Origin of the sequence: Jatrophihabitans sp. GAS493, assembly GCF_900230215.1 — a bacterium.
GTDB lineage: Bacteria > Actinomycetota > Actinomycetes > Mycobacteriales > Jatrophihabitantaceae > MT45.
This window is the reverse complement of record NZ_LT907982.1, coordinates 3,446,408-3,460,172: the sequence shown is the minus strand read 5'-3', so window position 1 is coordinate 3,460,172 and position 13,765 is coordinate 3,446,408. Positions and strand designations below refer to the sequence as shown.

At 65.6% G+C, this 13,765-nt stretch carries 13 protein-coding genes and 1 pseudogene; 11 read left to right on the top strand and 3 right to left on the bottom strand.

Going from position 1 to position 13,765, the window contains the following annotated elements; all coding sequences use genetic code 11:
* Window position 1 precedes the first annotated feature (1 nt).
* Window positions 2-634 carry a DUF3000 domain-containing protein gene (locus tag CPH63_RS16080; protein WP_241895694.1) on the bottom strand — a complete coding sequence of 211 codons (633 nt, stop codon included), beginning with the start codon at window positions 632-634 and terminating at the stop codon, window positions 2-4.
* A gap of 335 nt (window positions 635-969) precedes the next feature.
* On the opposite strand from CPH63_RS16080, the gene hemE reads away from it, so the two are divergent.
* The 3 genes from hemE to hemQ are packed head-to-tail and all read left to right on the top strand — an operon-like array spanning window position 970 to window position 4,166.
* Window positions 970-2,001, top strand: coding sequence for a uroporphyrinogen decarboxylase (gene hemE / locus CPH63_RS16075; RefSeq protein ID WP_197704390.1), 1,032 nt, complete (start codon window positions 970-972; stop codon window positions 1,999-2,001).
* A 55-nt stretch (window positions 2,002-2,056) separates the two neighbouring features.
* Entirely contained in the window at window positions 2,057-3,466 is a 1,410-nt protein-coding gene (hemG, locus tag CPH63_RS16070) for a protoporphyrinogen oxidase (RefSeq protein ID WP_096303850.1), read from the top strand.
* 4 nt (window positions 3,467-3,470) lie between these two features.
* Window positions 3,471-4,166, top strand: a complete 696-nt coding sequence (gene hemQ / locus CPH63_RS16065; RefSeq protein WP_096303849.1) for a hydrogen peroxide-dependent heme synthase — start codon at window positions 3,471-3,473, stop codon at window positions 4,164-4,166.
* Window positions 4,167-4,220: 54 nt separating this feature from the next.
* Here the strand turns inward: hemQ and CPH63_RS16060 are convergent, their stop codons facing one another.
* Window positions 4,221-4,499, bottom strand: coding sequence for a hypothetical protein (locus CPH63_RS16060; protein WP_096303848.1), 279 nt, complete (start codon window positions 4,497-4,499; stop codon window positions 4,221-4,223).
* 112 nt (window positions 4,500-4,611) lie between these two features.
* Here CPH63_RS16060 and ligD point away from each other — a divergent pair, with 112 nt between their 5' ends.
* Window positions 4,612-5,682, top strand: a complete 1,071-nt coding sequence (gene ligD, locus CPH63_RS16055; RefSeq protein WP_096303847.1) for a non-homologous end-joining DNA ligase — start codon at window positions 4,612-4,614, stop codon at window positions 5,680-5,682.
* A 401-nt stretch (window positions 5,683-6,083) separates the two neighbouring features.
* Window positions 6,084-6,353, top strand: a complete 270-nt coding sequence (locus tag CPH63_RS16050) for a hypothetical protein (RefSeq protein WP_096303846.1) — start codon at window positions 6,084-6,086, stop codon at window positions 6,351-6,353.
* Window positions 6,354-6,370: 17 nt separating this feature from the next.
* Here CPH63_RS16050 and CPH63_RS16045 read toward each other — a convergent pair.
* Window positions 6,371-6,834 (bottom strand): annotated as a pseudogene (locus CPH63_RS16045) (integrase core domain-containing protein); the annotation flags it as partial.
* Between the two features lie 102 nt (window positions 6,835-6,936).
* Between CPH63_RS16045 and CPH63_RS16040 the strand changes: the two are divergent.
* Genes CPH63_RS16040 through CPH63_RS16015 form a run of 6 tightly spaced genes read left to right on the top strand, consistent with a single transcriptional unit; the run spans window position 6,937 to window position 13,330 of the window.
* Window positions 6,937-8,502, top strand: a complete 1,566-nt coding sequence (locus CPH63_RS16040) for an AMP-binding protein (RefSeq protein ID WP_096303845.1) — start codon at window positions 6,937-6,939, stop codon at window positions 8,500-8,502.
* Window positions 8,499-8,963 (top strand): Zn-ribbon domain-containing OB-fold protein, encoded by a 465-nt coding sequence (locus CPH63_RS16035; protein ID WP_096303844.1) that lies wholly within the window; start codon window positions 8,499-8,501, stop codon window positions 8,961-8,963. The genes CPH63_RS16040 and CPH63_RS16035 overlap by 4 nt, the downstream gene beginning before the upstream one ends.
* A gap of 29 nt (window positions 8,964-8,992) precedes the next feature.
* Window positions 8,993-9,526 carry a Zn-ribbon domain-containing OB-fold protein gene (locus CPH63_RS16030; RefSeq protein ID WP_157749597.1) on the top strand — a complete coding sequence of 178 codons (534 nt, stop codon included), beginning with the start codon at window positions 8,993-8,995 and terminating at the stop codon, window positions 9,524-9,526.
* Window positions 9,523-10,542 (top strand): lipid-transfer protein, encoded by a 1,020-nt coding sequence (locus CPH63_RS16025; RefSeq protein WP_096303842.1) that lies wholly within the window; start codon window positions 9,523-9,525, stop codon window positions 10,540-10,542. Before CPH63_RS16030 ends, CPH63_RS16025 begins: the two co-directional genes overlap by 4 nt.
* Window positions 10,542-11,687 (top strand): thiolase domain-containing protein, encoded by a 1,146-nt coding sequence (locus CPH63_RS16020; RefSeq protein WP_096303841.1) that lies wholly within the window; start codon window positions 10,542-10,544, stop codon window positions 11,685-11,687. The genes CPH63_RS16025 and CPH63_RS16020 overlap by 1 nt, the downstream gene beginning before the upstream one ends.
* 23 nt (window positions 11,688-11,710) lie before the next feature.
* The gene (locus CPH63_RS16015; RefSeq protein WP_096303840.1) at window positions 11,711-13,330 is read left to right on the top strand and encodes an AMP-binding protein; all 1,620 of its coding nucleotides are present in this window, start codon (window positions 11,711-11,713) and stop codon (window positions 13,328-13,330) included.
* Window positions 13,331-13,765: the final 435 nt, after the last annotated feature.

The window sequence follows — 13,765 nt, the reverse complement described above, 5'->3', positions numbered from 1 at the left end:
CTTAACGAGCGGCGAGTACCGAGACGCCTTCAGGCGGAATGCCCGCCGCGGCGCTCAGTAGATCGACGAAGGCCAGCAGGTGAGGCCTGAGTTCCGACGTTCTCGCGGTCCACGAGCCGCGTAGCTCCAGCGCGACTGTGGTGCGTGGACCGTGTAGATCCCCGAAACGGGTGGAGGTCGTCTGGGTTACGGTGCCGCCGGCAGCAAGGAAGTCCGCACCGCGGCTCTGCAGCGCTTCGATGAGCCAGCTCCAGCCGACCTGCGGCAGCAGCGGATCAGCGCCGATGGCCGGGTCCATTTCGGCCGAGGCGAAGGCGACCAACCTGAATTCGCCGTCCCAAGCCTCGGCGCCGTCGGGGTCGTAGAGCAGTACCAGACGTCCGGTAGCGAGCTCCTCACCATCGGAGCCACGCACGTCGGCGCCGACGGCATGGGCCCACGGGGCGAGACGGGTCGGTGCCCGCATCGACTCGATCTGGACCTCGGGGCGAACGACGGCTGCGCCCAGGCTGGCCACCGCCTCGGCGAAGGGTGCTGGGGTAAGCGCCTTGGCACGGTCGTTCTGCTCAGCGGGGTCGGATGCGGCGGCGAGGGGAGTGGGAGCGGCAGTCACGGTGCCGTTACCGGCGCTCACGCGGCCACTCGGGTAGCCGGACCATGTTGCCCACGCCGGGCCTGTGACTGGTAGAGACTGGGGTCGATGACGAAAGCGGTTCCGCACTCGATACAGGCTCCCGTGCCGTCCAATACGCTGAGATCCACGTCGATCAAGTCGGCAACCGTCGATTCCGCGCACGTCGGGCAGTCAATCCGAACAGGTGTCATGCCGTACATCGGTGCCTCCTTCGTCACACGCAGATCCTGGCATGGGGTACTGACAAAGTCATGCAGGCGCGCCGCCCCTGCTGGCTGAGTCACGCCGTGCCACCGAACGTGCAAGCTTTGGGCGGCATGCGACCATGAATGACGATGAGTACTGTTTCGGAATCCCTGCTCCTGCGTGCCGCTCAAGGCCATGCCGTATCCCGCCCACCTGTGTGGTTCATGCGCCAGGCAGGCCGCTCGTTGCCCGAATATCGCGCGCTTCGCCTGGGCTCCACGATGCTTGAAGCCTGCCAGAACCCAGAACTGATTACTGAGATTACGCTTCAGCCGGTGCGCCGGCACCGGGTCGACGCCGCGATCTTCTTCTCCGACATCGTCGTGCCGTTGGTGGCCATCGGAATCGACGTCGACATCGTGCCCGGTGTGGGACCAGTCGTGGCCAAACCGATCCGTACCTTGTCTGATCTGGAGGCGCTCCGCCCGATCGCCGGCGACGATGTGCCGTACGTGACCCAGGCCGTCCAATCACTCACCGCCGAACTCGGCGACGTGCCCCTGATCGGATTCGCCGGAGCTCCCTTCACACTGGCCAGTTACCTCATCGAAGGCGGCCCCTCCCGCGACCACGCCCGCACCAAATCGCTGATGCACAGTCAGCCGGAACTGTGGCACGCCTTGCTGTCTCGGCTCGCGGTGATAGCCGGTGAGTTCCTGGCGGTCCAGATCGAGGCCGGGGCCAGTGCAGTGCAGCTCTTCGACTCCTGGGCCGGTGCGCTGAGCGCGGCTGACTACGAGGAGTTCGTAGCTCCGCACAGCGCCGCGGTTCTGGCTCGGGTCGTCGATGCGGGCGTCCCGCGCATCCATTTCGGCGTCGGAACCAACGAGATCCTCCGCCAGATGCGCGCGGTCGGGGCCGACGTGGTGGGCGTCGACTGGCGTATTCCGCTGGACGAGGCGGTCCGCCGGTTGGGTCCGGGCGCAGTCGTGCAGGGCAACCTCGATCCGGCGCTGCTCTTCGCGGACTGGCCAGTGATCGAAGCAGCCGTCCGGCGGATCGTCGCCGAGGGTCGGGCGGCCGACGGGCACATCTTCAATCTCGGCCACGGGGTGCTGCCCGATACCGATCCAGGGGTCATCACAGCGGTCGTCGACCTGGTGAAGTCGCTGACCCTGTGACGGCCACCGCTGTGAAGGCCAACGCTGTGAAGGCCAACGCCCGGCAAGGCACAGCATGAGGGTCGTCATCATCGGTGGTGGCATCTCTGGCCTGGCCGCCGCGTGGCGGGTCCGCCAGGTCCAGCCGGAGGCTGAGATTGTCGTCCTCGAGTCAAGCCGGGAGGTCGGCGGGAAGCTCCGCTCCGGCGAGGTGGCCGGAGTCCGGGTCGATCTCGGAGCCGAGTCGCTGCTGGCTCGTAACCCCCTCGGTGTCGGCTTGGTCGGCGAGCTCGGGCTCGCCGAAGAGCTGATCACTCCGCAGACGCTCAGTGCCGGTATTCGGGCTGGTGGGCAGACGCACGGGATCCCGGCCGGCACCCTGCTCGGTATCCCGACCGGGGTCGACTCGGCCCGGGCGAGCGGCCTGTTCAGCGACGCGAGCCTGCGACGAATCGCCGAAGAGACAGACCAGGACCCGATGCCGCCCCTGGCCCGCGACCTCGCGGTAGGCACCCTTGTCCGGCAGCGGCTCGACGATGAGGTCGTCGAGCGGCTGGTCGAACCGCTCCTCGGCGGGGTGTACGCCGGAAAGGCCGATGGGATCTCCGTGGCGGCGGCGATGCCAGCTCTCTACGCCCGGCTGCAGCGCGATGGCGGATCACTCGTCTCCGCCGCCGCAGCCACGGTCGCCACCGGGCGCGCCGCCGCCGGCGACGGACCGGTATTCGTCTCGCTGCCGGGAGGTCTCGGACGGCTACCGCAGTCGCTGGCGGCCAGCCGCGCCTTCACCGTGCGTACCGGTGTCACGGTCCGCGGTCTCCGACGACTGGGTCCGGACGGCTTCGAACTGCAGTGTGGTGCGACGATCTCGCCGGAGCGAATTATGGCCGACAAGGTGATCGTCGCGACCCCGGCCGGCAAGGCCGCGGCCCTGCTGCGCGAAGTGGCGCCAGTGGCCGCGCGTGAGCTGGCGGCCATCGAGACGTCCAGCGTGGCCATCGTTACCCTGGCCTACCGCGCCGAGGCGCTGCGATCCGGTGCCGGCCTTCCAGCCGGGAGTGGGCTACTGATCGCCCCCGGCGAAGGGTTCTCGGTGAAGGCGACCACGTTCACGTCGCAGAAGTGGCCCGGAACGCCACCCGATCTGGTGGTGCTCCGCGCTTCACTCGGCCGGGCCGGGGAGACGGTGGTCCTTCAGCGCGACGATGCCGAACTCACCCGGTTGGTCCGCAGTGACCTGGCCCGGCTGACCGGATTGACGGCGGCACCGGTCGACGCGCTGGTCACCCGGTGGGCCGGGGGACTACCGCAGTACGCGGTGGGGCATCCCGAGCGCATCGAGCGTATTCGGGGCGCGCTGGCCGATGTCGCAGGGCTCGCCGCCTGTGGCGCGACGTATGAGGGGGTCGGGATCCCGGCCTGCATCGCGTCGGCCCATCGAGCCGTAGCCCAGCTGGGACTTGAATCGATCGATCGGGGAGAATGACGACATGGTCGATGGCAAGAAGGCACGTGAACTCAACGACGTCATTCGGTACACCGCCTGGTCGGTCTTCCGATGCGAGCAGCCGATCGGTGAGGCCGATCGCAGCGCGCTCAGTGCGGAGGTGTCCGAACTCTTCGAGCAGTTGGCGAGTAAGGACGTAATCATTCGCGGAACCTACGATGTCAGTGCATTGCGGGCCGACGCCGACCTGATGGTCTGGTGGCATGCCTCTAGCGCCGAGGCACTGCAGGAGGCGTACAGCCGGTTCCGCCGCACCGAGCTGGGGCGCCACCTACGTCCGGTCTGGTCGAACATGGCGCTGCACCGCCCGGCGGAGTTCAACCGCAGCCACATCCCGGCCTTCCTGGCCGATGAACAGGCGCGACGGTATGTCTGCGTCTACCCGTTCGTGCGTTCCTATGAGTGGTACCTGTTGGATGACGGCGAGCGTCGCTCGCTGCTCGCCGAGCACGGCAAGATGGCCCGCGACTACCCGGATGTCCGGGCCAACACCGTCGCCTCCTTCGCGCTCGGCGACTACGAATGGATGCTGGCCTTCGAGGCCGATGAGCTGCACCGGATCGTCGATCTGATGCGGCACCTGCGTGGATCTGAGACTCGACGCCATGTGCGTGAAGAGGTGCCCTTCTACACCGGCACCCGTCGCGACATCAGCGAGCTCGTCGCCTCGCTGCCCTGACCAAGCGGGCTGGCGGCCGCAGTCAACCCGGCTCTCTCCCCGGGAGGTAGCCGATCACCAGAGGCGGAAGATGGCGACGACGCCGTAGCCGAGGGAGATGGCGAACCCGATGAGGATAAGCCACACCACGATCACCGCGAAGCGGCGCTGGCCGTCTTCGAGCCGGGTGAGACCGTTGCCGAACGCCTGCATGTTCTGCAGTTCGCCCTCGACGGTGTTTGGATTGGCCGTGCGGCCCCAGCCACCGTCGACGTAGGGGTGGCGGCGCGCGAACTCCTCGTCCGCCTCCCAGTCGTCGTCCGGTCCGTCGTAGGAATCCAAGTCGGAGGACATGACTCCAGGGTGCCATGGACGGCGGCCCGAACGGACAAAGAGGTAGGGACGACGAGCCAGCCGATGAACGTGCCGCTGCCGCCGCGGCGGACGAGCCGGTAGCGTCTGGAGCATGGCAACCAAGCCCGCGGCGATCGAACTGCAGGTGGGGCAGCGCAGCGTGCGAATCAGCAATCCGCAGCGGGTCTACTTCCCGACGCGTGGTGAGACGAAGCTCGATCTGGCCAACTACTACCTCTCGGTGGGCGACGGCATTGTCCGTGCGCTGCGCGACCGGCCATGCATGCTGCATCGCTACCCCGAAGGCGTCGGCGGCGAGAAGATCTACCAGAAGCGGCTTCCCAAGGGAGCGCCGGACTGGGTCCAGACCGTCGAGGTCGCATTCCCCTCCGGGCGCACGGCCGATGAGCTGCGGGTCACCGAATTGGCCAGTGTTATCTGGGCGGTGCAGATGTCGACGGTCGAGTTCCATCCGTGGCATTCCCGCGCCGCGGACACCGAGCACCCGGACGAACTCCGCATCGACCTGGATCCGCAGCCGGGCACCGGGTTGGAGGAGGCGAAGATCGTCGCCGAGATCGTCCGCGAGGTGCTGGCCGAGCTGGGCATGATCGGCTTCCCGAAGACCTCCGGTTCGCGCGGACTCCACATCTACGTCCGGATCGAGCCGGACTACGGCTTCCGTGAGGTGCGTCGGGCCGCGCTGGCCTTCGCCCGCGAGGTCGAGCGGCGCGCGCCGAAGCTGATCACCACCGCCTGGTGGAAGGAGGAGCGCGGCACCCAGATCTTCCTCGACTACAACCAGAATGCCCGAGATCGCACCATCGCTTGTGGTTATAGTGTCCGCGGCTTCCCGTGGGCACCGGTGTCGGCTCCGCTGACCTGGGAGGAACTCCCCGATGTGGAGATGCGTGACTTCACGATAGCCACCATGCCGACCCGGTTCGCGAAACTGGGCGACTTGCACGCGGCAATGGATGACGCCGCGTTCTCTATCGCCCCACTGCTCGACTGGGCGGACCGCGACGAGCGTGACCGTGGATTGGGCGACGCACCCTACCCGCCGAACTTCCCCAAGCAAGAGGGGGAGCCGCCGCGAGTACAGCCGTCGCGGATGAACAAGGCGAACTGGGCCGATGCGGCAGCGACGGTTGACGGGGTCGAGCCGCAGCAGCTCGACTGATCTCAAAAGGTCGCCGATAGGTCCAGCTGCGGACAGCTTCCGAAGTCGCCGGCGGCGTTCTGCGCGGCCATCGATATCCGACACAAGTCCAATATGTCCGAGTCGATCCATGTGCTGACAAAACGTCGAGCACTGCCGATCCGTAGCTCACGCGCAGAGGAATGTTGCGCTGCGAATCTGGGCTACAACGAAATGGTGTGGCTTAGCCGGTAGATCCCGTCTGGCGGGCTTCTCGTGCCACTTCGTAGCGGATGCCGACTTTGCCGCGTCTGGGTGCGGTCAGCGTCCAGAGAAGGTCTTCACGCGCGTACAGGTAGGGTCGCGTCCCAGCCCTGGTGTGAATGACAACGGACGTAGGTTCCTTCAAGAGCTACCAACTCAGTGAAGGAAGGACTACGCCCGTGTCTGCACGAGTATCTCCCACCGACCGTATCCGGGGCGAGATCGATGCCCTGTTCGATGGTCAGCGTGAGCTGGCCGAGATCATCGAGGATGTCGCCCGTCTCGGTGCCAGGTTGATCATCCAGACCGCGGTCGAGGCCGAGGTTGAGGTGTTCCTTGGCCGGGCCCGCTACCAGCGCAAGTCCGACGCTCCCGAGGCGCGGGCCGGGTCGCGTAACGGCTTCGCCGTCGTGACGATCAAGACCACGTGGCCGGACCCCGTGAATTGATCCACGGTTTGTGAGAGTCAGTTTCGGTGGGTGCAGATGGCAGCGTACCGGGCCGGGGCTTGGTAGCCCAGAGCCGAGTGCCGCCGATTTTCGTTGTATTCCCCCTTCCGATCGCTGATCACGACGCGGGCGTGGGGCAGCGACCAGAAGACGTTGATGTTCAGGCATTCATCGCGGACCCGGGAGTTGAATGACTCGACATAGCCGTTGCGCCAGGGTTCGCCGGGTGGGATGAACGACAGCCCGATCCGTTCACCGGCCCAGTCGGTCATCACGGTGCAGGCGAACTCGGGGCCGTTGTCGCTGCGCAGCACGATGGGTACCCACGTTCGGCGGCGACGCGGTCCAGTTCGTCGGCTAACGCATCGGCGGTGATGGACCGTTCCACGAGCCCACCGAGGCATTCGCGGGTGTGCTCGTCGATGATGGAGACGATCTTGATCGGCCGGCCGTCGGTGGTGGAGTCGAATTGGAAGTCGACGGTTCAGACAGACCCACGAAAGATCTGGGCTAGGGGTGGGCACGGTCGATATCACCAACCAGTTGGTTGACTATCCGGGATCCGTGTAGGTAGCATCCGGCCATGGCTCAGGCTGCATATCCCGCACACGTCGGCCACATTCTCATCGCAGCACTCAAGCGCTACAAGAGCGATAACGTAATGCAGGCCGGTGGTGGGACCGTCACCGGGGCAGACATGCTGAGACGCACTTCGCAGTACGTGCAGGCCCTCGAAGCGGCGGGTGTTGGACCGTTCTCCACCATCGCGATTTTAGCGAAGAACGTACCGGAGGTCCTTTATGTGATGGGCGTCGGATGGGTGCGTGGCGTATGTCGCGTTGCGCTGCATCCGTTGGCTTCTTTGGACGACCACGTCTTCGTCCTCACCGATTGCGGCGCCACCACTGTCATTATCGACCCGAGTTTCGCCGAGCACGCGCAGGCGCTTGTTGCCCGGATCCCGAAGCTGCAGGTGCTGACGATTGGCCCGGCATCGCTCGGCACCGATCTCAACGCCCTCGCCGACGGGTACCCCCCGGCTCCGATCGAGATCACGCCTTACGGCGAGGACCAGGTGCTCTCCTACGGATATACAGGCGGCACCACTGGCACCCCGAAAGGGGTCGTCGTCAACGCCCGCGTCATTACCGAGATGACGAAGATTCAGCTGGCCGAATGGGAGTGGCCCGCGCAGGGGCGGTTCCTATTTTGCACGCCGCTTTCACACGCTGGCGCCTCGTTCTTTCTCCCTATGCTGCTGACCGGTGGCACCTCGATCGTCCTGCCGACGTTCGACCCCTCCGCGGTGTTGCGGGCAATCGAGCAAGAACGCATCAACGTGACATTCCTGGTTCCATCGATGATTTATGCAATTCTGGACCACCCGGACTCGCACACGAGGGATCTCACCTCCCTCGAGACGGTCTACTACGGCGCGTCCCCGATGAATCCGTCTCGCCTAGCGGAGGGGCTTGAACGCTTCGGTCCTATCTTCGCGCAGGTCTACGGTCAATCCGAGGCGCCGATGGTGGTCACCTATTTCTCTCGCGCGGACCACCTCGGCCCGGCGTCTCGCCTCACCTCCTGCGGGCGCCCGTCGCCCTTCGTGATGTCGGCGCTCCTCGGATCGGACGGGGGAACTGTGCCAGTGGGTGAGCCTGGGGAGATCTGCGTTGCTGGCGGACTGCTTGCCGCTGGGTACCACAACCGCCCCGAGGTCACGGCGGAGACATTTCGGGAGAGCGGGTGGTTGCACACCGGAGACATTGCACGCGAGGACGATGATGGCTTCTGGCACATCGTCGACCGCACGAAGGACATGATTGTCACTGGTGGCTTCAATGTGTATCCACGTGAGGTCGAAGACATCATCGCAGCCGATCCAGCGGTCGCTCGGGTCGCGGTGATCGGTACACCAGATGATAAGTGGGGCGAAGCCGTCACGGCGCTGGTGATCCTCCGCGATGGCTTTGTCCTCGACGATGCCACCGCCGAGCGGATGACCCACGCCGTCCGCGACTCGAAGGGTCCGGTACAGGCGCCGAAAAGAATAATCGAGGTCCAATCGATACCTGTCACCGCCCTTGGTAAACCTGACAAAAAGACATTGCGTGCCCAGTTCTGGGCCGGCGAGCGAGTTGTCGGATGACTGGCATCGTCACCTCGGAGGCGGCGGTCGAGCAGATTCGCGTCTCGGAACGTCTTGAGTTCCCATATGTGCGGTCCCTCGGGCCTGTGGTCGGCGCCTTCGCGGATGCGCTGATGGAGATGCGACTGCTCGGCGCGCGAACGGACGACGGTCGGGTCCTAGTCCCACCAACCGAGTGGGATCCGGTCGATGGAGAGCCCTTGAGCGGCGAATTGGTGGAGGTCGGCCCTACCGCCACCGTCGAGTCGTGGACCTGGGTGGCGCAGCCGCAGAGCGTGCACCTGCTTGAGCGGCCATTCGCGTTCGCGCAGCTACGCCCCGAGGGGGCGACCACCACAATTGTGCATCTCGTCGACGTTGGTTCCCCGGAGCGGATGAGCACAGGCATGCGGGTGTCGCCGCAGTGGAAAGACCAGCGAATCGGACGGATCGATGACATCGCGTACTGGGTGCCGGCGTGACTGAGGCGAAGCCAGCGAGGGACTCACGAGTGCATCTGCTACCCACGCCGATCACTCTTCACTACGAGGAGGAACTGACCGAGGAGCTACAGCGTTACGCTGCGGCGCTACTGCAGGGGCGCATTGTGGGCCACAAGTGTCCGTCCTGCTCACGCGTCTATGTTCCTGGCAAGGGATTCTGCGTACTCTGCCTCATCGGTACGACCAGCGACAACGAGGTTGAAGTCTCCGACCGCGGCGTCATAACCGGCTTCAGCATCATCCATCCGGTCCAGTACCCGGGGCAGTCGGCGACCGAGCCCTTCGTCTATGCCTCTGTGCGTCTCGACGGTGCGGACAGCGTCCTCGTGGGACTTGAGTCGGGTCAGGACATCTCGGGCGTGCCGCACGCGGAGCTGCGCGCGGGCATGCGAGTGAAGGCGATCTGGAGACCGGTGGAGGAGCGAACGACAGCGGGTATCACCAGCCGCGGGTGGGGTCTGATTCACGGAGTCATCGAGTGCTTCACACCGACAGGTGAGCCCGATGCCGACGAGTCGGTCTACCGAGGGTATCTCGCATGAGTACGAACGATATTGCGATCGTGGGTTACGCGCACACGGCCGTCGCGCAGACTACGAGGAGCGAGACGCAGTTGCTCTTCCCCGTCGTTCGTGACGCGTTGGCGATGGCAGGATTGGACCGCGACGAGGTCGGATTCGTGTGCGCGGGTAGCTGCGATTACCTCACTGGTGGACCGTTCGCCTTTGTGTTCAACCTCGAAGCCGCGGGTGCGTGGCCGCCCATATGCGAGTCGCACGTCGAGATGGATGGTGCGTGGGCACTCTACGAAGCCTGGATCCGGTTGCTGCACGGTGACATCGATACCGCGTTGGTCATGGGGTCCGGAAAGTCGTCGTCGAGCCGACCCGAGGAGGTCTGGACAATCCAAGGTGACCCGTACTTCTCGGCGCCCCTCGGATTGGATGCGTACTCACTTGCAGGGTTGCAGGCGCGGGCCCTTCTGGAGTCGGGGCGCGCCACCGAGCGCGACCTTGCGGAGGTAGCAGTGCGCGCCGGTCGTGCGGCGGACGTCGATACGGCCCTCGCAGCCGACTATCTGCGCGCGCCGCTGCGTCACCACGACTTGGCCCCGTTCAGCGACGGTGCTGCGGCGGTGGTCCTTGCGCGCGGTGAGCGGGCTCGTCAGCTCAGCCCGAACCCGGTGTGGATCAGCGGGATCGACCATCGCGTCGAGGCGCATCTACCCGGTTTCCGCGACCTTGCAACCTCGGTGTCGTCGACCCTCGCTGCTCGCAAGGCCGGCTACGACGGCGGTCCCCTCGACGTCGCCGAGCTCTGCGCGACCTCGACTGCCCAGGAGCTTATCCTTCGCGCTGCGCTCGGCATTCCTGATTCGGCGAGCGTGAATTCCTCGGGGGGGCCGCTCATCACGAACCCGGTGATGGCCACCGGACTGATTCGATTCATCGAGGCCGCTGCCCGCATCCGGGACGGCTCGGCGCGCCGAGCCATCGCGCACGCCGCCGGCGGACAGGCGTTGCAGCAGAACCTTGTTGCGATGTTGGAGGCGCGCTGATGGCTGAGCGGGTTGCAGTCGTGGGCACCGGGCAGACCCACCATAAAAGGGCCAGGCACGATCTCTCGATGCCCGGTCTCGTTCGCGAGGCAGCGCAGCGGGCCCTCGACGATGCCGAGACGGCATGGGGTGATATCGACGCCGTAGTCATCGGCAAGGCTCCGGATGCGTTCGAGGGCGTCGTGCAGCCAGAGCTCTTCCTCGCCGATGCGCTCGGCGCCAACGGCAAGCCGCTGCTGCGAGTACACACCGCGGGCTCCGTGGGGTGCTCGGCCTTCATCGCTGCGTCGCACCTGGTGAGTTCGGGTGTCTTCAAGCGGGTGTTGACCGTCTCGTGGGAGAAGCAGTCCGAGGGGAACGCGCAGTGGGGCCTGTCTGCCGGGCGAAGTCGCGGCACCGGTGCCGGCGGCTACTTCGCGCCGTGGGTGCGCTCCTTCATCGAGGAGACGGGAGCGCCGGAGCATATCGGCTGGAAGGTTGCCGTGAAGGACCGCCTTAACGCGCTGAAGAACCCCTACGCACATCTCAAGCTCGCCGAAATCACGGAAGAACAGGTGCGCGACTCCCCGATGCTCTGGGAGCCGATCCGCTTCCTCGAGTCGTGTCCCTCGTCCGATGGTGCCGCAGCGGCCGTAATCACAGACGAGGCCGGTGGCCTGCGGGCGACCAAGCCGGTGGCGTGGGTTGCGGGCACCTCGGTACGCACCGAACTTGGCTCGTTCCCTGGCCGGGACCCGGTGCGTCCGCAGGCCGCTGTCGACTGCGCGAGGGACGTCTACCGGCAGGCGGGCATTACTGATCCGCGCACACAGATCGATGTTGCGGAGCTCTATGTACCTTTCAGCTGGTTCGAGCCGATTTGGCTGGAGGCGTTCGGCATCGCGCCAATCGGAGACGGGTGGCGCATGGTCGAGGAGAATGCGACGGAAATGAGCGGGGACTTCCCCTTGAACCCGTCCGGCGGCGTCCTGTCCTCGAATCCGATCGGAGCCTCCGGCATGATCCGCGTGATCGAGGCGGCGAATCAGGTGCGCGGTTGCGCGGGCGACCACCAGATCGACGGTGCACGCACGTCGATCGGGCACGCATATGGTGGCGGCTCGCAGTACTTCGCCATGGTCGCGTTCCATTCGGAACCGATGTGAGAACACGCGGGGGGTAGCAGCGAGTGAATACTTTCAACTTTGCGTCGATCACCGACGCGGTCGCCGACCTCGCCCCTGACCGCGTCGCGGTTGCGGCCTCGGACGGGATCGCGGTCACCAAGTACACCTACGGTGTACTTGAAGACCGCGGTAATCGGCTTGCGCACGTTCTGCAGGATCTCGGCGTCGGGGCCGGTGACCGAGTTGCCGTCCTCGCGCACAACCGTGCCGAGTGGCTCGCCATCATGGTGGGTTGCTTCAAGCTGGGCGCGCTGTTCGTGAACGTCAACTATCGCTACACGGCTCCGGAGATCGCATACGTACTCAGGGACAGCGAATCTTCTGTTGTGATCGCCGAGGCCGAGTTCGAAGCGGCGTTGACGCAAGCCCTCGGACAGGCCGGAACGGGCGCTCGTGTTCTTTATCTCGACCAGGATGCTCCGACCGACACGAGCCTGGACGTCCTGATGTCCGAGGCCAGCTCCGAGCGCGATTTCCCGCCGCGTGACAGCGTCGACGAGTACATGCTCTACACGGGCGGCACGACAGGGATGCCCAAGGGCGTCATCTGGACGCAGCCGGATCTCGTCGAGGGCGCCATCGCCTACGGATGGGCCACCGGCGGCATCGGTGCGACGGATCCGACCACGATCGCCCAACAGCTCACCGAAGAGGTCCCCGCAGTGATGGCGGTCGCACCGCTTATGCACGGCAACGGACAGTGGGCCATGTTGCGGGCGTGGGTACTCGCCGGAACGGCCACGGTCTGGACCGGGCGGAAGTACGACCCCGAGAAGCTCCTCGACGCCGCCGAGGTGCTCAGGGTCAACGTCATCGCCCTCGTCGGTGACGCTATGGCCAAGCCGTTAGCGGACGCGCTGGAGCGCAACCCCGAGCGGTGGACCTTGTCCAAACTGAATGCTATCGGCACCGGCGGCGCCGTGCTCTCGCCCTCAACCCGGGCGGAACTGCGCAAGCACCTCCCGCACGTGACCATCATCGACAGCTTCGGCGGCTCGGAGATCGGTGCCGCCTGCACGACCACGACCACCTCACCTGACGACTCCGCCATTCCCAAGCTTCCGATCACCGAACGCGTCGACATCCTGCGGGACGACCTTACCCAGTCGGCCGTGGGGGAAGAAGGCTTCGTCGGCGTCTGCGGTCCGACGGCGAATCGGTATTGGAACGACCCGGTGAAGTCCGCGGAGACCTTTCGGGTCGACGCCAGCGGCAAGCGCTGGGTGCTTCCCGGCGACAAGGGAATCCGCAATGCGGACGGCACCTTCCTGCTTCTCGGCCGCGGTTCGTTGGCGATCAACACCGGCGGCGAGAAGGTCTTCCCCGACGAGGTGGAAACGGCGCTGAAAGAGCTCCCGGCAGTCTTCGATGCCCTTGTTGTCGGGGTTCGTGACGTCAGATACGGCAACGTCGTCGCCGCCGTAGTGAGTTTGCGGCCGGGCGCCACGTTGACTCTGGACGGCCTCCAGGAGTACCTCCGAAGGCAGCTGGCCGGCTACAAGGTACCCCGCGATCTTGTCGTGGTGGATGAGATCCGGCGATCTCCGGCGGCGAAGGCAGACTACGCATGGGCGCGTGAACTGTTCACCAGTCGAATCGTCGACAAGTCAAGCGCGTCGTGACGGTAAGAGGCGCCGTGTTGCGGCCAGGCCATCAGAAGGCGTCGTGTCCGGTGAACTCGGCTCCTCGGAGCGCCAGGCTAGCCGTCACAACTCGAGATGTCGTCATGGCCCAGCTCATGATCTCGATCCACTGGCGGCGCTTCGTATCGATTGCCGAGCAGCGCAAATGACTACTTCGCTGATCAAGTTCCAACATGGACGCACGTCCTTCGCGCGCCTTAGGCGACCTCGACGCCGTCGCGTTTTGCGCTTGCCGCCGGGAGCTTCCGACGTCAACCTCGACGGAGTTCGTCCGGCTGCGGTGGTGATGTGCCTGGGCGGTTCACGTCAACTGCGCCGGTTGTCCCGAGAGCACCTTCCCAGTCGCCGAGTTAACGAGATGCTCACATCTCCGTTTCTCCGCCACGATGCGTGGCACAGATGACCGCTGCTATC